This is a genomic window from Nocardia jiangxiensis NBRC 101359, assembly GCF_000308615.1.
Lineage (GTDB): Bacteria > Actinomycetota > Actinomycetes > Mycobacteriales > Mycobacteriaceae > Nocardia > Nocardia jiangxiensis.
Genome location: NZ_BAGB01000068.1, coordinates 370,677 through 388,475, shown reverse-complemented (window position 1 = coordinate 388,475; position 17,799 = coordinate 370,677). Strand labels below are relative to the sequence as shown.

The following is a 17,799-nucleotide window of genomic DNA, read 5'->3' as shown; positions in this document are numbered from 1 at the left end:
CTCGCCTCTTCTTTCGCATGCCTTCGGCCGGGGGTGAGCGCGGCCACATTCCGACAGTAACGGACCGGGATCGGCGTCGTGGTCAGGTCCCGAGGGTCGATACGACGCCGACTCCGTTGTCCGGCGCGGACCGGTGGTGACACGGCGATCGGACGGTCAACTCGTCGCTGTGCCTAGCCAATTGTGCAAAGTGCTACTGGAATCGGCCGCAATGCGTCAACGATGTTGCCGGTTTGCTAACACGAGCGACTAACCGGGGTCGATCCGCTGACAACAACCGGTTGTATGGCTAATGTCCGATTCACCTATGGCGATCGTCCGGCCCGTGCAGGAGATCCCGTGCACGCCGCCGGTCGCTTCGCCCGTCCTGAAATCGGGAGAATGCGTTGAGAGTCAAGACGATTACCGCGCTGGCCGCGGCGGCATTATTGGCGGCAGGGCTGGCATTGACGGCCTGCTCGTCCGGGGACGGAGGTGTGGACGCGGGGGTTGTGACCACGTTCGCTTCGGAACCGCAGAATCCGCTGGTCCCGACCAATACCAACGAGAACATGGGTGGTCGGGTCGTCGATCGGTTGTGGGCCGGGCTGAAGTACTACGACGCCGACGGCAACGCGCACGACGAGATGGCGCAGTCGATCGAAACGACCGATCGTCAGCACTACAAGATCACCATCAAGCCGGACTGGAAGTTCACCAACGGTGAACCGGTGACGGCGAAGTCGTTCGTCGACGCCTGGAACTACGGCGCGCTCAGCACGAACGGCCAGAACCAGAACTGGGTGTTCAGCCTGATCCAGGGCTATGACGACCTGGCCGCGAATCCGCCCAAGGCACAGACGATGTCGGGTCTGAAGGTGGTCGACGACCACACCTTCACCGTGGATCTGAAGAATCCGTCGATCGACTTCACCCTGCAACTCGGTTTCGCGCCGTACTACCCGCTGCCGAGCGTGGCCTACAAGGACATGAAGGCGTTCGGCGAGAATCCGATCGGCAACGGTCCGTACAAGTTCGCGCGCAACGGCGCCTGGCAGCACCAGGTTTCGATCGACCTGGTGACCAACCCGGACTACCACGGTGGCCGGCCGCCCAAGAACAAGGGCCTGCAGTTCAAGATGTATCAGAGCTACGAGGCCGGCTACAACGACCTGCTCGGCGGCAATCTGGACACCATCGACCGGATCCCGAACAACGCGCTGACCACCTTCAAGAAGGACCTCGGCGACCGCGCCATCGTGAAGCCGACCGCGCAGAGCGAACACATCGGCATCCAGAGCTCGCTGCCGCACTTCGGCGGTCAGGAGGGTTTGCTGCGGCGCAAGGCCATTTCGATGGCGATCAACCGAGAGCAGATCTCCGACACCATCTTCCACGGCACCAAGGGCCCGGCGAAGGATTTCACCGCCTCCACGCTGCCCGGATTCAACCCGACCGTGCCGGGTAACGAAGTGCTGCAATACAACCCGTCCGAGGCGAAGAAGGTGTGGGCGGAGGCCGACGCGATCTCGCCGTGGTCGGGCAAGTTCGAGATCGCCTACAACGCGGACGGCACCCATCAGGCGTGGGTCGAGGCCACCGCCAACAGCATCAAGAACACCCTGGGCATCGACGCGTCGGCCACCCCGCTGCCGACCTTCAAGCAGATCCGGGATCAGGTGCACAGCAAGACGATCGGTAAGGCCTTCCGCTACGGCTGGCAGGGCGACTACCCGTCCATGCTGGAATTCCTGACCTCGCAGTACCAGACCGGTTCGGAAACCAACGACGTCGGCTACTCCGATCCCGAGTTCGACAATCTGCTGGTCCAGGCTCAGTCCGCGGCGACGCCGGAGGATTCCTACAAGGTGATCACCCAGGCCCAGGCGGTGCTGTTCCGCGATATGGCCGACATCCCGGTGCTGGATTACAAAGGCACGGGCGGTTATTCGGAGAATGTGAAGTCGGCAAAGCTGGCGTGGTCCGGTTTGTTCGACTTCGAGAACATCGAGAAGAACTAGTTGCTGGAAGCCGGGGCAGTGCCGATTCGTCCATCGGCGGATCGCACTGCCCCGGCCATCGACCGCGGAGGCACTCATGGCCTGGTATGTCGTGCGGCGACTGCTTCAGATGATTCCCGTCTTCATCGGGGCGACGCTGCTCGTGTACGCAATGATCTTTCTCATCCCGGGGGATCCGATCCGGGCACTGGCCGGCGACAAGCCGATGACGCCGGGCCTGGAAGCCGCATTGCGTGCTCGCTACCATCTCGATCAGCCGTTCATCATTCAATATCTGGATTATCTGAAGGGCATCTTCACTCTCGACTTCGGCACGGCGTTCTCCGGTCGCCCGGTGCGGGCCGAGCTGGCGCGGGCGTTTCCGATCACGTTGCGGCTCAGCGTGATCGCCCTGGTGGTGGAGACCGTCTTCGGGGTGGCGTTCGGCCTGGTTGCAGGGCTGCGCAAGGGGAAGCTGTTCGATTCGACGCTGCTGGTGATCAGTCTGGTCATCATCGCCGTGCCGATTTTCGTCGTGGGCTTTCTCGCGCAGTTCCTGCTCGGCGTGAAGTGGGGCATCGCGCCGGTCACCGTTTCCGGAAAGGCGCCCTGGGGACAGTTGATCGTCCCGGGGATCGTGCTCGGGTCGTTGTCGTTCGCCTATGTGCTGCGCCTGACCCGAAATTCGGTGGCGGAGAACATGACCGCCGATTATGTCCGCACCGCGACGGCGAAGGGCCTGAGCCGGCGACGGGTGATCACCGTGCACATCCTGCGCAATTCGATGGTCCCGGTGGTCACCTTCCTCGGCACCGATCTGGGCGCGCTGATGGCGGGCGCGGTGGTCACCGAGGGCATCTTCAACATTCCGGGCGTGGGCGGCACACTGTTCCAGGCGGTCATCCGCGGCGAGGCGCCGACCGTGGTGTCGTTCGTCACCGTGCTGATCGTCATCTTCCTGCTGTCGAACCTCGTCGTCGACCTGCTCTACGCCGCCCTCGACCCACGGATTCGCTATGCCTGACAATGATTACGGCGTCGATCGCCGTACCCAGGAGTACTACGTCGCGCCGCCGGACGAAGTGGAAGTGCTGGCCACCGACCGTGTCGAGGACGGCGGTTCGCCGACCAGCATCTGGCGTGATGCCTGGCGGCAGTTGCGGCGCAATCCGATCTTCCTGGTCGGCGCGGTGCTGATCGTGATCGTGCTGCTCGTCGCGGCTTGGCCGCAGCTGTTCACCGGTCAGGATCCGCGCTACTGCGATACCGCGCTGAGTATGGCCGCGCATCGCTCGGGTCATCCCTTCGGATTCGATCTGCAGGGATGTGATGTCTACGCGCGCACCATCTACGGCACCCGGGCCTCGGTGCTGTGCGGTATCGGTGCGGCGGTCCTGTTCGTGCTGATCGGTGGCACGCTCGGCGCGCTCGCCGGGTTCTACGGCGGCATCCTGGACTCGGTGGTGTCCCGGTTGGCCGAGATCTTCTTCGCGCTGCCGCTGGTCCTGGCGGCGATCGTGCTGATGCAGCTGCTGAACTCGCGCACGATCTGGACGGTGATCCTGATTCTGGCCGCGTTCACCTGGCCGCAGGCGGCTCGCATCGCGCGCGGTGCGGTCATCGAGGCCAAGAACAGCGAATACGTCACGGCGGCAAAGGCATTGGGAGTGTCACCGCTGCGCACGCTGGTCCGGCATGTGCTGCCGAACTCGGCCGGGCCGCTGATCGTGGTGGCCACCATCTGGCTGGGCGTGTTCATCGTGACCGAGGCGACGCTGTCGTATCTCGGTGTGGGCCTGCCGCGCACGGTCGTGTCCTGGGGTGCGGACATCGCCGCCGACCAGCAGTCGATCCGCACCTCGGCGATCCTGTTCTATCCCGCAACGGCATTGGCGCTGACGGTGCTGAGCTTCATCCTGCTCGGCGACGCGGTGCGTGATGCGCTCGATCCGAAAGCGCGTAAGAGGTGAGTGCGGAAATGACCGATGCGACGAACACATCCGATGCGCCGACCGATCCCGAGCAGTCCGAGGCCGGTCCACTGCTCGAAATCCGGGACCTGAATGTATCTTTCACGGCCGACCGCAAACAGGTGCCCGCGGTGCGCGGGGTGAATCTTTCCGTGTATCCGGGGCAGACGGTGGCCATCGTGGGGGAGTCCGGATCCGGGAAGTCCACCACCGCTCACGCGATCATCGATCTGCTGCCCGGCACCGGAAAGATCACCGGCGGCGAAATCCTCTTCGACGGAAAGGATCTCGCCGCGGCCTCGCGCCGGGAGATTCTCGCGGTGCGCGGTAACGGGATCGGTTTCGTCCCGCAGGATCCGATGACGAATCTGAATCCGGTCTGGAAGGTCGGCTTCCAGGTTCGGGAAACGTTGGCGGCCAACGGGATAGCTCGCGGCAAGGAGGCGAAGCAGCAGGCGATCACGCTGCTCGAGCAGTCAGGTATGCAGGACGCGGCGCAGCGGGTCAACCAGTATCCGCACGAGTTCTCCGGCGGTATGTGCCAGCGTGCGCTGATCGCGATCGGGCTGGCCTGCCGTCCCCGGCTGCTCATCGCCGACGAGCCCACCTCCGCGCTGGACGTCACCGTGCAGCGGCGCATCCTCGATCACCTGGACGAACTCACCAACGAGCTGGGCACGGCGGTGCTGCTGATCACCCACGATCTCGGTCTGGCCGCGGAACGGGCCGAACATCTGGTGGTGATGTATCGCGGGCGGGTGGTGGAATCCGGTCCCGCACTGCGGATTCTGCGCGAACCCCAGCACGAGTACACCAAGCGTCTGGTGCGTTCGGCGCCGTCGCTGGCGGCGCAGCAGCGCGCGTCGGTGAGCCGTCGCGCGGAGGTGCGTGAGCGGGCCGTGCACGTCGCCGAACAGGTCGCCGCGGCCGATGCCGAGGTCGCGTCGGTCACCGACGACGTCCTGGTGGCCGAACGGCTCACGAAGGTGTTCAAGGTGCGCGGCGGTTCACCGTGGAAGTCCGCGGAATTCCGTGCCGTGGACGAGGTTTCGTTCCGGCTGCCGCGCGGGACCACCACGGCCATCGTCGGCGAATCGGGCTCGGGCAAATCGACGGTCGCCAAGATGGTGCTGGGTCTGCTCGAACCCACCTCCGGCACGGTGACTTTCGAGGGGAAGTCCATCGCGGATCTGGATCGCAAGGGCACGTTCGCCTTTCGGCGCCGGGTGCAGCCGATCTTCCAGAACCCGTACGGCTCACTGGATCCGATGTACTCGATCTACCGCACCATCGAGGAACCGCTGCGCACCCACCGGATCGGCGATTCGGCCCAGCGGGAGGCCAGGGTGCGCGATCTGCTGGACAAGGTGGCGCTGCCCGCCTCGGTGATGCGCCGATATCCGAACGAGCTGTCCGGCGGGCAACGGCAACGGGTCGCGATCGCCCGCGCGCTGGCCCTGGAGCCCGAGGTGGTGGTGTGCGACGAGGCGGTCTCGGCCCTGGACGTCCTGGTTCAGGCGCAGATTCTGACCCTGCTCAACGACCTGCAGGCCGAACTTGGCCTGTCCTATCTGTTCATCACCCACGACCTGGCTGTCGTCCGGCAGATCGCCGACGGCGTCATGGTCATGCAGAACGGCAAGGTCGTCGAGTCCGCCACTACCGACGAGGTCTTCGAGGCTCCCGGCGAGGAGTACACCCGCAACCTGCTCGAGGCTATTCCCGGGCGGGATCTGCTCGGTGCGCGCTGAGCGGTGAACTTGCAGGTGGGAGCTCATATTCGTGGTGAAAATATGCCGCCGAAAGTCTTGACGTGACGGCGCAGAGGAGGACAATGAGTTACACATCAGGAAATGCGGAACAGCAGCACATGACCAGCGGAGACGTCCGAAGATGATGTGAGGTTGTTGAGGCACCTGGTCAGGCCCCCGGCACGTCAGCCCCGAGCACGGAACCGAAGCGACGACTGAGGTTCACGGTTCGAGACGTGAGTACCGGGGACTGTTTTTGTCCGGGCCCTGTCCAGGCGTCGTCCCGGGTCCGGGACGATCCCCTCCGGTGGTCATTCGACGCTCGAGTAGCGTGTGCACTCGTGACCGATGTGCTGCAACCCCTGGTCGATCTGCCCGGTGTGCGTGATGCCGCCGATCGGGCTCGTGATGCGTTGGCCGAGGTGCATCGGCATCAGGCCAATCGCCGGGGATGGCGCACGACGGCCGCGGAGGCCGCGGTGCGTGCGGCGCGGTCGTCGGCGGCGATCGATGGCGGGAGCACCGAGCTGCCCGAGCCCGGGAGTGTCGGGGATCCGATTCTGACCGGCGCGTTGCGGGTCGGCCAGGCATTGGACGGGGAGGCGCTGCAGAATCTGGTCGGCGTGTGGCAGCGGGCTCCGTTGCAGGCGCTGGCCCGGCTGCATCTGCTCGCGGCCGCGGATCTGGTGGAGGATCCCGAACAGCTGGGCCGTCCGCGTCCGGGCGGCGAAATCGCCGAGCGGCTGGATCTGCTCGCGCAGACCGTGCTGACCTCGAATGCCCCCGCACCCGTCGTCGCGGCGGTGGTGCACGGCGAGTTGCTCGCCCTGCGTCCGTTCGGCACGGGCGACGGCGTCGTGGCGCGCGCGGCGTCCAGGCTGGTTTCGGTGTCCAGTGGGCTGGACCCGCACAGTCTGGGTGTGCCGGAGGTGTTCTGGTTGCGTCGGCGGCAGGCGTATCTGGATGCGGGGACAGCGTTCGGCGCGGGCACGGTCGAGGGCGTCGGCGGCTGGGTCGTGTTGTGCTGCGGGGCATTCGAGGACGGGGCGCGGGAGGCGCGCTCCATCGCCGACAGCGTCTGAGCCTGCGCACACCAAAACGGGCGGCGTGTCGTTTCCGACTTCACCGCCCGCTAGCACGGACCACCCGGTTACCAAGCGTGCTTGTTTGGGTTGTGTTCTGCGGCCTCGGCGATTCTTCGGACCCTGCCGGTTCATCCCCGCAACCTGTGCGAGGCCATCGCCGACAAGAACCCGAATCTCGCAAGCCCACAACGCTGCTGCCCTGTCGCGGCGCGCTCCGCGTGGGTGCCTGGCGCCCGTGCTGGGAAGGTGGGATGGGAGCTCGACGCTTCTCTTCCGCCTCGATCTTGGCCGTCCGGCCTTCCGTGAATCCATTCTTACCTGTGAGTCCCCTCACAGGCAAGACCTGCGTAAACATTTTAGAAACCGGCGTGTCGTGCGGCGTTTCGTGTTCCCCTGGAGGGGTTGCGCACCCGTCGTGCAAGCTCGTTTCGGACGGGTGTGAGGGGGTATTCGAGGGGCCGTCTCAGTCCCGTCGGCGCAGCAGTCGGTAGCTGATCGCTCCCGCGAGAAGTGCGCTCACGCCGAGCGCGATCGTCGCCGCGAGGGTCGTCGTGGACGGGGCCGGGAGCCGTGCCCACAGCGAGACCGGATTCGAGAACGTCAGCACCGGCCAGTCGCGAGAGATGGCCTCCCGTCGCAGATTTCGGTCCGGATTGACCGCAGTGGGATGTCCCACCGCCGAGAGCATCGGCAGATCGGTCGCCGAATCGGAGTAGGCATAGCACCGAGAGAGGTCGTAACCCTCTGTGGCGCTGAGTTTTTCGATTGCGGTGACTTTGCCCTTGCCGTAGCAGTAGAACTCGACCTCGCCGGTGTACTTACCATCCTTCACGACCATGCGCGTCGCTTCGGTGTACGTCGCACCGAGTGCGGCAGCGATCGGCGCGACGATCTCCTCGCCGGATGCCGAGACGATCACCACATCGTGGCCACGGATCTTGTGGTCGGCGATCAGATCCGCCGCCTCCGCGTAGATCAGCGGATCGACCAGCTCGTGCAGCGTCTCGGCGACCACGGCGCGCACCTGGGCCACATCCCAGCCCGCGCACATCTTCGTCAGATGCTCGCGCATCCGCTCCATCTGGTCGTGATCAGCGCCGGAGAGCATGTACAGAAAGTGCGCATAACTGCTCTCCAGAACCGTCCGGCGATCGATCAGGCCCTGATCGAAGAACGGCTTGCTGAACACGAACGCGCTGGACTTGGCGATCACCGTCTTGTCCAGATCGAAGAATGCCGCCACCCGCCCCGGACGCGCACTCGTTCGCTCGCCTCGTTGCTCGTTCGTATCTGTCGCGCTGATCGGATCTTCCGCCGCTGTCTGGTCGCCCTCGGCCGTCACGCGGTCCAGGATAGGGAAATTTCGCCCGGACGGGATGCCCAGGGGCGGCGCGTGCCGCCGAATCGCCCGCCGATCGGATTTGCCGCCTCGATGCCCCGTCGGCGGCGAAAACTTCCTCGCCCGCTGCACTTGCGTTTCGGCCCGGCCCTGGGTGTAGTATTGCTGGCACCTGGACATAGTCCAGGCGCGTTCAGCCCGACCCCCCGGGGCTGAACCCCGACGGCCCCAGCCTCCTCCCCCCCCCGGCTGGGGCCGTCCTCTATTTCCGGACCGTGTCGGTCCGGGCCCCTGCCTCGCTCGGCCTTCGGTCGGCGAATTCCGTCGGCCTGTTGCGTGGTACCGGGAGTTTCGTTTTTGCTCACACCCCCGGAGTTATCCACAACCGAGCGGTCACCTCTGGTGGCGCAACGTCATCCGGGCGAGGCTGACCTGCATGAATTCCGTTACAGCGGAGCAGCCTCCGGCCCTGACGCTCGTATCCGGACATCGGCTGCGCGAGGAGGTCCGGCGCATCGCGGCCGCTGCCGATCGGCAGCTGGCCGAGCATTCGATGCCGATCGGCAGATACGCCTGGACCGAGGCCGCGCTCGTGATTCTCGACACGGCCGCCGCGCACGAATGCGCCGCGGCCGGATATCCGCGTCGTGCGGGCACCGTCCTGGTCAGCGAGGGAGAACCCGGGGCCGATCAATGGGAGGCCGCGATCACCGGCGGCGCCGAACTGGTGCTCGGCCTGCCCGCGGCCGCGGATCGGCTGATCGAGGTGTTCGCCGAGCCGGCGTCCGCCGCCGAGGGCGGTGGTGCGGTCGTCGCGGTCGTGGGCGCCTGCGGTGGCGCGGGCGCGTCCACACTGGCCGGTGCGATCGCCTTGACCGCGTCCGCGATTCGCTTCCGCCCCGGCACGATCCTGGTCGACGGCGATCCGTTCGGCGGCGGCCTCGATCTGCTGCTCGGCATCGAATCCGAGGAGGGGCTGCGCTGGCCCGATCTGGTCGTCGAGGACGGCCGGGTGGCCGCGGCAACCCTGCGCGAGGCACTGCCCGAGGCCGCGCCCGGCCTGCGCGTATTGGCCTGTGGCCGGGCCACTCCCGATACCGGCCCCACCGAGATCGGTCCCGGTGCGGTGCGCGCGGTTCTCGACGCGGGCCGTGCCGCAGGCGATCTCGTCGTCTGCGATATCTCTCGTGAGCGCGGCCCGCATGCCGATCAGATGCTCGACGGGGCGGATCTGGTCGTCCTCGTCGCGACACCGCGACTGCGTTCGATCGCCGCGGCCCGCGCCACCGTGGCGCATGTGCGCCGCCGAAATCCCAACCAGGCATTGATCGTTCGCGGGCCCGCCCCGGGTGGCCTGCACGGCGACGAGGTCGCCGAGGCGCTCGGCCTCCCGCTGCTGGCCGCGGTCCGCGCCCACCCGGGCTTGTCCGGCCAACTCGAACGCGCCGGCCTGACCACTCCGCGTGGGCCCCTGCGAACTGCCGCCGAATCGGTGCTGTCCCTGCTGACCGGAGATGACCGATGATCCGCCCTGCGCGCGCGTCCGTGCGAAAACACTGCCACGCCAAGGTCATCCACGAAACCACGTTCGGCGAGTTCATCGGTGATCCAGCACTCGTGATGGATATCCGGTCGGGGTCGACCGATGGCCTCGTAAATGCAAGTGCATCAGCCGGTCTCGGTCGCACACCGGGTGCATTCACATTGCCCGGCCGCACGCGGATGGCCGTCGAGGCGGTGGGTGCGTCTCTGCCCGGCGAAGGATCGATGAGTTCGCGGCTGGTTCCGGTAACACCGAAACGGCTGCACAGTTCGACCTTTCGCCGATCCGCATGCGACATCGTGCCTGCACATGGTGAGGCTCGGGATCGAGCGGGTCCGGCCACGAGGGATGTCGGCGTGGGTGTGGTGCGGTGCGTCGGTGAGGTCGGGTTCGTGGTCGGGGAGGTGCGGGGGCGATGAGTGCGTTGGTGACCGACGAGCTGTTGGACCGGGTGCGGGAGAGGCTGGCGGTCGAGTCGGGCGAGCCGGATCCGGCGCGGGTCGCGGCGGCGATCCGGGCCGAGGCGGGCGGGGTGCTCGGGGATACGGATCTGTTGCGGGTGCTGCGGTTGTTGCAGACCGAGATGACCGGGGCCGGGGTGCTCGAACCGCTGCTGCACGATCCGCGGGTGTCGGATGTGCTGGTGACAGCGCCCGATTCGGTGTGGGTGGATCGCGGACAGGGGTTGCAGCGGGCGTCGGTGGTGTTCCAGGACGAGGCCGCGGTGCGGCGATTGGCCCAGCGCCTGGCACTGGCCGCGGGGCGGCGGCTCGACGACGCGCAGCCGTGGGTGGACGGGCGGCTGCCGGAAGGTACCGGCGTGCTGGGGGATTCGTTCGGTGTGCGACTGCACGCGGTGTTGTCCTCGGTCGCGCCCGGCGGCACCTGCCTGGCGCTGCGGGTGCTACGTCCGGCGAGTCAGGGTCTGGAGGCGCTGGCGGCATCCGGGTCGGTCCCCGCCGAGGCGAAGGCGTTGCTGGAGCGCATCATTCGCGCGAGGCTGGCCTTTCTGGTGGTGGGCGGCACCGGCGCGGGAAAGACCACGCTGCTGTCCGGTCTGCTCGCCGAGGTCGACGCGGCCGAGCGCATCGTGTGCGTCGAGGACGCCGCCGAACTCGCTCCGCCGCATCCCCATGTGGTGCGGTTGGTGGCGCGTCCGCCGAACGTGGAAGGCGCAGGCGCGGTGACCGTTCGCGATCTGGTACGCCAGGCACTGCGAATGCGCCCGGACCGCATCGTCATCGGTGAGGTGCGCGGCGCCGAGGTGATCGACCTGCTGACCGCACTCAACACCGGCCACGACGGCGGTGCGGGCACCGTGCACGCGAACTCGCCACGTGAGGTTCCGGCCCGCCTCGAAGCCCTGGCGGCACTGGGCGGGTTGGGCAGTGCAGCCCTGCACAGCCAGCTCGCCGCGGCTGTCCAGGTGATTCTGCACGTGTATCGCCGTCCCGACGGCGCGCGTGCGCTGTGCGAGATCGGGCTGGTCGTCCGCGATCCGGACGGCCGGGTCCGTATCGAGGCGGCCTGGCGCACCGACGACGCACCCACTCCCGCGGCCGCATCCCTGCGCCGTCTGCTCGACGAACGGGACGCCCGATGACCCTGCCGCTCGCCGTGGCCTGTCTGGCGGCGGCGGTACTCGCCGTGCCGCCTTCGGCGGGCGCCCGGCGCTATCTCGCGTTGTTCGGCGTGCGCAGCGGTATGCGAAAAGTCCCGCCGCACCGGCTGTTCCGGATCGGCGCATACCTCGGTGTCGCGGGAGCGGCCGCGGCCGGAGTAGGCGCCTTGCTCGCCGCCCTGTTTCTGGCGGTGACGGTCGGTCTGCGCGGCCGCCGCTCGCGTCGCGCCCAGCAGCACAGGGCCGAATGCGTTGCGCTGCTGGAAGGTCTGGAGATCGTGATCGGTGAGCTGCGGGTCGGTACGCACCCCAGTGCCGCCGCGGCCGTCGCGGCCGGGGAGGTCCAGGGCGTCGCGGCACGCGCATTCGCGATCGGCTCGGCCCGCAGCAGGCTCGGCGGATCCGCCGCAGCCGGTCTGCGCAATGCCGAGTCCGTCATCGCCGCCGAACTCGCCCGCATCGCCGACGCCTGGCAACTGGCCGACCAGCACGGCCTGGCTCTGGCCGAACTCCTCGTCGCCGCACGTGCAGACCTGTCCAGCCGCATACGTTTTCGCGACAAGACCACAGCAGCCCTGGCCGGTGCACGAGCCAGCGCCGTAGTCCTCGCCACCCTCCCCCTCCTCGGCATAGCCCTGGGCCACATGATGAACGCGGCCCCTCTGCAAATCCTCCTGACCCCCGGCCCAGGCACCGCCCTGCTCCCCCTCGGCGCAGCCCTGATCTGCGCAGGCATGCTCTGGGCAGACGCCATCACAGCCCAGGTACCCACATGAGAGCCTCACCCACCACCCCCGAAGCACCCCGAAACCCGCCCAACTACCCACGGTGTTCGGGCGCGGCTGGAGGCTGTGTAGGGCCGGTTGTGGATGGATGTGAGCAAGTTGGATGTGCCCGCATGTGGGGTCTGGTGCTCGCTGGTGCGGGGGCACGACTGTTCGGTTCCGTTGGTGTTCAAGCAGTTCGGTCAGCGGGGGTTGTCGAGCGTACCTGTGAATTCGGGCGTGGCCGGGAGGCGGGACGTGCCTGTTCGGAACTTGCTGTGGACGAATGTGATCAGGGTGCAGACGTTCGAAATGTGGGCCGACGGGGCGATGTATTGCGACCGTCGGGACTTGGCTGTTCGGTAGCCATTCGCGGTCTGTTCCTGCGATATCCGGTCCGGGCGGTTGGGGCGGCGCAGCGGATGTGGTGGGGCGTAGCGCGGCGGCGGCGACGGGGATCTCGTGGTAGTGCGGCGGCCTCCACGGCTGTCTCTGATCTCGATCGGCGGGTCCGAGATCGTTGTGGCGGTGGTTGTTCCGATCGATCCGCGCGTGGGGCGAGGGTCGCGACGGAATGCACGTGCATCGGTTGTCTCGGGCGGGTAGGCGGCGGTGTGGATTGTCGACGGGGAGCGGACGGGGGACTTGTGTTGTGGCGCTTTCGGATACGACGCGAGGGGAGGGTCGATGGTCGTCTGCGGGCTGCTGTTGTTGGTGGCTGCGCTGGTGTGCGTGCCGGGCGACGCCGCGGCGGCGGCGCTGCGGAGACGGGCTGTACTTGTTGGGGCACATCGGGTTTCGAGGCTTCGGGGTCGCGCCGGTGGCGGGGATCGGTTCGGGACGGCGTCGGCTTTCGATCTGCTCGCGGCCTGTCTGCGGGCGGGGCTGCCGGTCGGTGTCGCGGCTCGTGCGGTGGCCTCGATCGCTCCGCCGGAACTCGGTACGGCACTGCATCGGGTTGCCGATCTGCTGGCACTGGGGGCGGACCAGCCGGATGCGTGGCGGCGCGTGGCTCAGGAGGCCGGATCCGCCGATATTCAGGCACTGGCCCGGATGGCGGCGCGTTCGGCCCGCTCGGGCGCGTGCCTGGCGGATGCGGTGAGCGAGTTGGCGGGGCAGTGCCGTGCCGCCGTGGAGGACGCCGCGGCAGCCCGAGCAGAGCGCGCCGGGGTGCTGATCGGCGGACCGCTGGGCTTGTGCTTCCTGCCGGCCTTCATCTGTCTGGGCATCGTGCCGGTAGTCATCGGCCTGGCCACGCGGGTGCTCGGCGGCGGGCTGTGAGCGACAGGCGAGACCTCCGGCGCGGAACGCCCGTGCCGGTGACAGAGAAAGGGGAGATCGATGCGGGTGGCAGTTCGATCGGCAGTACTGGAGTTGCGTGCGCGCCTGCTGCGAGCGTTGGTCGCCGAGGAGGGGATGAGCACCGCCGAATACGCGATCGGCACGGTGGCTGCCGCGGCGTTCGGAGCGGTGCTCTACTCGGTGGTGACGGGCGATTCCATCGTGAATGCCCTGACGAAGATCATCGACAAGGCACTCGCCACCTCGGTCTGAGACGTGGTCGCGCACAGGGGATACGCACGCTCGCAACGGTTCCGCGGTGCGGGACCGGCGAACGGGGCGCGGTGACGGTGGAGGCGGCCATCGCGCTGGCCGCCCTCCTCGTCGTGGTCGTGCTGTGCCTGGGGACGCTGCTGGCCGCCGCGGCGCAGGTGCGCTGTGTGGACGCCGCGCGCGAGGCGGCACGGCTGGCCGCGCGCGGTGCGGACGCCGAGGCGAAACCGGCGGCGCTGCGGGTGGCGCCGACCGGTGCGGAGGTCTCCCTCCACACTGACGGCGATCAGGTGATCGCCGTCGTCTCGGTGCGGGTGCCGCTGCTGCCGATGCTCAGGCTGCACGCCGATGCGGTCGCGGTCCGAGAACCGGGTGAGTCCGGATGACGTCCCGGCAGGCCGAGCGCGGCGCGGCCACCGTGGCGGCCTGCCTGGCCCTGACCGCCCTGCTCGCCGCAACGCTGTTGTTCGTGCAGGTCGGCGTGGTGATCGTGGCTCGACATCGGGCGCAGGCCGCAGCGGATCTCGGTGCTCTGGCAGCCGCCGGTGCGTCCAGGACCGGGGACGATGCCTGTGCTCGGGCCCGCGATCTCGGGCAGCGCATGCGAGTTCGGGTGCGGACCTGCACGGTCGTCGACTGGGACGTCACTGTGGTCGCCGAGGTCACCGCATCGCTGGGTCCGCTCGGTAGTCCGGATGTTCGGGCCATCGCGCGCGCCGGACCGGCGGAGGAACAAGACGAATGAATACCGAGCGGTTGGTGTTCAAAGAATGCGCAAGAGTTGGCGATCTGTGTTCGGCCATATGTCGCGGAGGAGCAATTTGGACGTGTGAACAATTGCGATCCGTCGATTTCCAATTGATTGATGAAGTGTCATTGACGGCATTCGACTTCAGATTCTTTAGGAAATCGGCAACGAGCTAGTTAACATGAACGCGTTTCACATCAATCATGCGGCGGAGCCGCCGTATGTGACGCCAACCGCATCGCGGGCATCGTCCGAGTTGCCGACGATTCGAGTCCCGGTCCGGCATCGAGCTGATGACCACCGCGTCACGAGACGGACCGATCGTCGTCATCGTCGGGAAGTTCGGCGACCACCGCGGTCAACAGGGCCGCGGCCCCCGCCTTGTCCAGCGGCTGATTGCCGTTGCCGCACTTGGGTGACTGTACACAGGACGGGCAGCCGCTCGGGCAGCCACACGACTCGATCACCGCCAGAGTCGCCCGCAGCCAGGTGCGCAGCCGCTGGAAGCCGCGCTCGGCGAAGCCCGCGCCGCCGGGATGCCCGTCGTGCACGAAGACGGTGGGCAGCCCGGTGTCGGGATGTTCGGCCGTGGACACCCCGCCGATATCCCAGCGGTCGCAGCTGGCCACCAGCGGCAGCATCCCGATCGCGGCATGTTCGGCGGCGTGCAGTGCGCCGGGCGCGCGCCGCGGGTCGATTCCGGCGCGGGCCAGCAGTGCCGGTGTCACGGTGTACAGCACGGCGCGGGTCGGCAGCGTCTGCTCCGGCAGGTCCAGCTCCACCAGGTCGAGCACCTCACCGGTGGGAAGCGTGCGCAGATAGCCGACCACCTGTCGGCTCACCCGCACCTGCGCCAGGGCCGTGGTGATCGCGCCGTGCGCACGTTCGGCGTCGATCTCGTCGATCGCGATGGACGTGACCGTACGGGCGCTGGTCGTCCAGCCGGGCTGATCGGCATGGACGAAGGCCACGCCACTGTCGAGATCCAGCTCGTCCACCACATAGGTCTCGCCCTGATGCAGGTGCACCGCGCCGGGATGCAGGGTGGCCGGGGCCCGGCCGGCGTCGGTCGTGCCGAGCATGCGTCCGGTCTCCTCGTCGACGATGGCCACCGTCGAGCCGATGCCGCCGCGCACGTCGACCTCGTCGTGCGGTCGCACCGCAGCGGTCATATGCCACCGCGCCGGGCCCTTCGCCGGTTGGCGTCGCCGGACGAGCCCCTGATCGGCCAGGTCGGTGATCAGATCGGCCGCCCCGAACTCGTCGACCTCGGCATCGGTCAGCGGATTCTCCATCGCCGCGCACAGCAGATGAGGCCCGAGGACGTACGGGTTGTGCGGATCGGTGATCGTCGCCTCGACCGGGCGCCCCAGCAGCGCGTCCGGGTTCCGGACCAGGTAGGTGTCCAACGGGTCGTCCCGGGCGACCAGCATCACCAGCGACCCCTGCGCGCGCCGCCCGGCCCGCCCGGCCTGCTGCCAGAACGAGGCGACCGTCCCGGGAAATCCCGCGACGACCACGGCATCGAGCCCCGCGATATCCACGCCGAGCTCGAGCGCGTTAGTGGTCGCGGCCCCCAGCAGGGCGCCGTCGGACAGCGCGGCCTCCAGTTCGCGGCGGTCCTCGGCGAGATATCCGGCCCGGTAGGCGGCCACCCGGCGGCCGAGTTCCGGATCGACCTCGGCGAGCATGCGGCGCGTCTCCATGGCCACGACCTCCGCGGCCCGCCGCGAACGCACGAAGGTCAGCGTGCGCGCTCCCTCGACCACCAGGTCGGTCATGATCCGCGCCGCCTCGGCGGTGGCCGGTCGCCGCACCGGCGCGCCGTTCTCGCCGGTCACCGTGGTGAGCAGCGCCGGTTCCCACAGTGCGACCGTGCGCGCCCCCTGTGGTGACCCGTCCTCGGTGACGGCCTCGCACGGCGCGCCGATCAGCCGCGACGCGGCCGCGGCCGGATCGGCGGTGGTGGCCGAGCACAGGATGAACACCGGATCGGCCCCGTAGTGCGCCGCCAACCGGCGCAACCGGCGCAGCACCAGCGCGACGTGCGAACCGAATACACCCCGGTAGGAATGGCATTCGTCGACCACTACATAGCGCAGCCGCCGCAGCACCCGCGCCCACCGCTGATGTGCGCGCAGCATGCTCAGATGCAGCATGTCGGGGTTGGTGAAGATCCACCGGCCGTTGGCGCGCACCCACTGCCGGATCTCGGCGGAGGTGTCTCCGTCGTAGGGCGCGGCATGGATATCGCGCAGCGGGCCTTCGTGAGTGAGTTCGCCGATCGCGCGCAGTTGATCCGCGCCGAGCGCTTTGGTGGGCGAGATATACAGCGCGGTGGCCCGCGGATCCTCCTGCAATGCCGTGAGTACCGGCAGCTGGTAACCGAGGGATTTACCGGATGCGGTTCCCGTGGAAACCACGACATGTGTTCCGGCAGCGGCCAACTCGGCAGTGCGGGTCTGATGGGACCAGGGATTGTCCAGACCGGTATTTCGTAACGCTTCGATCACGTCCGGTGATACCCAACTCGGCCATGTCGTGACCTGCGCCGCACGCGCGGGTAATTCGGTGACATGGGTGAGACGATCGGTACTGTCGGCCAGTCCGATTCGGACACGATTGAGCAACGATCGCCCATAGCTCGATCCGGTTCCGCGCGCTGCGGCGGTCGTCGTGTCGGCGGGATCTAGCAAGCCGGGTCCTCGACACGCACAAAATGTGCGAAAGCTGTGTGCCGTGCGAGGCCAACCAGCGCATTCACTTCCGAGTAGCGATCTGCGTCACAGCTCGTTTGCCTGACACTCACTCGGTTATCCGGAAGCAAACCTACCCCGAGTACGGATTTGGGCATTGTGCCCCTTACCTGCGCATTCGCAAGATCATCTTTTTTGCAAATTGTCGGTAACCCGACTGTCGAATTGCTCGAAGACATGGTTCACTGGTTCCTGGTCGCAAGCTTCTGTGTTCGAGGGAACGGATCAAAGGTCCAAACCATCAGCAGGATCGATGTTGCGAACGCCGTGCTTGGTGCTTCCTGCAGGGGGAACAGAGTACAGCGGTCGGAACGGACCCGGTGGACGAACCTACCTTGTCCGCCGTTCCGGTATGGAAAGAGAAGGAACAGAATGGCACAGGGAACTGTGAAGTGGTTCAACGCGGAGAAGGGGTTCGGCTTCATCGCGCCCGAGGACGGCTCCGCTGACGTCTTCGTCCACTACTCCGAGATCCAGGGTTCGGGCTTCCGCACCCTCGAGGAGAACCAGAAGGTCGAATTCGAGGTTGGCCAGGGCACCAAGGGCCCGCAGGCCACCGGAGTTCGTGCGCTCAGCTGAGCACTCGAACTTACTCAAACGGAAAGCTCGTCCCTCACCGCCACGGCGGTGGGGGACGAGTCATATCCGGGGCAAGTACACTCGACCGCAAAACGGGGCTATCAACTCGC

The 17,799-nt window shown here is 67.4% G+C and carries 15 protein-coding genes; 13 read left to right on the top strand and 2 right to left on the bottom strand.

Annotated elements, in window-relative coordinates; genetic code table 11:
* Positions 1-386 precede the first annotated feature (386 nt).
* The 5 genes from ON40_RS30980 (at position 387) to ON40_RS30960 (ending at position 6,782) form a co-directional block, all read left to right on the top strand.
* Positions 387-2,000: a peptide ABC transporter substrate-binding protein gene (locus tag ON40_RS30980; RefSeq protein ID WP_245568062.1), complete on the top strand. Its 1,614-nt coding sequence runs from the start codon at positions 387-389 to the stop codon at positions 1,998-2,000.
* Positions 2,001-2,076: 76 nt separating this feature from the next.
* Positions 2,077-3,003, top strand: coding sequence for an ABC transporter permease (locus ON40_RS30975; protein ID WP_040828404.1), 927 nt, complete (start codon positions 2,077-2,079; stop codon positions 3,001-3,003).
* Positions 2,996-3,949 (top strand): ABC transporter permease, encoded by a 954-nt coding sequence (locus tag ON40_RS30970; RefSeq protein WP_040828402.1) that lies wholly within the window; start codon positions 2,996-2,998, stop codon positions 3,947-3,949. Before ON40_RS30975 ends, ON40_RS30970 begins: the two co-directional genes overlap by 8 nt.
* Before the next feature lie 8 nt (positions 3,950-3,957).
* The gene (locus ON40_RS30965; protein WP_040828401.1) at positions 3,958-5,700 is read left to right on the top strand and encodes a dipeptide ABC transporter ATP-binding protein; all 1,743 of its coding nucleotides are present in this window, start codon (positions 3,958-3,960) and stop codon (positions 5,698-5,700) included.
* Between the two features lie 341 nt (positions 5,701-6,041).
* On the top strand, positions 6,042-6,782 hold the full coding sequence (locus ON40_RS30960; protein ID WP_040828400.1) for a Fic family protein: 741 nt from the start codon (positions 6,042-6,044) through the stop codon (positions 6,780-6,782).
* Positions 6,783-7,248: 466 nt separating this feature from the next.
* Here the strand turns inward: ON40_RS30960 and ON40_RS30955 are convergent, their stop codons facing one another.
* Entirely contained in the window at positions 7,249-8,088 is an 840-nt protein-coding gene (locus tag ON40_RS30955; protein WP_040828526.1) for an HAD family hydrolase, read from the bottom strand.
* A gap of 472 nt (positions 8,089-8,560) precedes the next feature.
* On the opposite strand from ON40_RS30955, the gene ssd reads away from it, so the two are divergent.
* The 7 genes from ssd to ON40_RS30910 all read left to right on the top strand — a co-directional run bounded on the left by ssd (position 8,561) and on the right by ON40_RS30910 (position 14,351).
* Positions 8,561-9,649, top strand: a complete 1,089-nt coding sequence (gene ssd / locus ON40_RS30950) for a septum site-determining protein Ssd (protein WP_083896044.1) — start codon at positions 8,561-8,563, stop codon at positions 9,647-9,649.
* A 433-nt stretch (positions 9,650-10,082) separates the two neighbouring features.
* Positions 10,083-11,270: a TadA family conjugal transfer-associated ATPase gene (locus ON40_RS30940; RefSeq protein ID WP_040828398.1), complete on the top strand. Its 1,188-nt coding sequence runs from the start codon at positions 10,083-10,085 to the stop codon at positions 11,268-11,270.
* Complete coding sequence (locus ON40_RS30935; RefSeq protein WP_040828397.1) at positions 11,267-12,064, top strand: type II secretion system F family protein; 798 nt, start codon at positions 11,267-11,269, stop codon at positions 12,062-12,064. Before ON40_RS30940 ends, ON40_RS30935 begins: the two co-directional genes overlap by 4 nt.
* Positions 12,065-12,739: 675 nt before the next feature.
* Positions 12,740-13,333, top strand: coding sequence for a type II secretion system F family protein (locus ON40_RS30925; RefSeq protein ID WP_040828395.1), 594 nt, complete (start codon positions 12,740-12,742; stop codon positions 13,331-13,333).
* Positions 13,334-13,393: 60 nt separating this feature from the next.
* Entirely contained in the window at positions 13,394-13,606 is a 213-nt protein-coding gene (locus ON40_RS30920; RefSeq protein ID WP_040828394.1) for a DUF4244 domain-containing protein, read from the top strand.
* A gap of 71 nt (positions 13,607-13,677) precedes the next feature.
* On the top strand, positions 13,678-13,992 hold the full coding sequence (locus tag ON40_RS30915; protein WP_040828392.1) for a TadE family type IV pilus minor pilin: 315 nt from the start codon (positions 13,678-13,680) through the stop codon (positions 13,990-13,992).
* Positions 13,989-14,351: an Rv3654c family TadE-like protein gene (locus tag ON40_RS30910; protein ID WP_040828390.1), complete on the top strand. Its 363-nt coding sequence runs from the start codon at positions 13,989-13,991 to the stop codon at positions 14,349-14,351. Before ON40_RS30915 ends, ON40_RS30910 begins: the two co-directional genes overlap by 4 nt.
* Before the next feature lie 308 nt (positions 14,352-14,659).
* Here the strand turns inward: ON40_RS30910 and sftH are convergent, their stop codons facing one another.
* The gene (sftH, locus tag ON40_RS30905) at positions 14,660-16,984 is read right to left on the bottom strand and encodes a DEAD/DEAH box helicase (RefSeq protein WP_040828388.1); all 2,325 of its coding nucleotides are present in this window, start codon (positions 16,982-16,984) and stop codon (positions 14,660-14,662) included.
* A 498-nt stretch (positions 16,985-17,482) separates the two neighbouring features.
* Between sftH and ON40_RS30900 the strand changes: the two genes are divergently transcribed.
* Positions 17,483-17,689, top strand: a complete 207-nt coding sequence (locus ON40_RS30900; protein ID WP_011206895.1) for a cold-shock protein — start codon at positions 17,483-17,485, stop codon at positions 17,687-17,689.
* Positions 17,690-17,799: the final 110 nt, after the last annotated feature.

Excerpts from the sequence above, each read along its gene's own strand:
- ON40_RS30975 (WP_040828404.1), top strand. The coding sequence starts at position 2,077 with ATGGCCTGGTATGTCGTGCGGCGACTGCTTCAGATGATTCCCGTCTTC.
- ON40_RS30970 (WP_040828402.1), top strand. The coding sequence starts at position 2,996 with ATGCCTGACAATGATTACGGCGTCGATCGCCGTACCCAGGAGTACTAC.
- ON40_RS30965 (WP_040828401.1), top strand. The coding sequence starts at position 3,958 with ATGACCGATGCGACGAACACATCCGATGCGCCGACCGATCCCGAGCAG.
- ssd (WP_083896044.1), top strand. The coding sequence starts at position 8,561 with ATGAATTCCGTTACAGCGGAGCAGCCTCCGGCCCTGACGCTCGTATCC.
- ON40_RS30940 (WP_040828398.1), top strand. The coding sequence starts at position 10,083 with ATGAGTGCGTTGGTGACCGACGAGCTGTTGGACCGGGTGCGGGAGAGG.
- ON40_RS30935 (WP_040828397.1), top strand. The coding sequence starts at position 11,267 with ATGACCCTGCCGCTCGCCGTGGCCTGTCTGGCGGCGGCGGTACTCGCC.
- ON40_RS30925 (WP_040828395.1), top strand. The coding sequence starts at position 12,740 with ATGGTCGTCTGCGGGCTGCTGTTGTTGGTGGCTGCGCTGGTGTGCGTG.
- ON40_RS30920 (WP_040828394.1), top strand. The coding sequence starts at position 13,394 with ATGCGGGTGGCAGTTCGATCGGCAGTACTGGAGTTGCGTGCGCGCCTG.
- ON40_RS30910 (WP_040828390.1), top strand. The coding sequence starts at position 13,989 with ATGACGTCCCGGCAGGCCGAGCGCGGCGCGGCCACCGTGGCGGCCTGC.
- ON40_RS30900 (WP_011206895.1), top strand. The coding sequence starts at position 17,483 with ATGGCACAGGGAACTGTGAAGTGGTTCAACGCGGAGAAGGGGTTCGGC.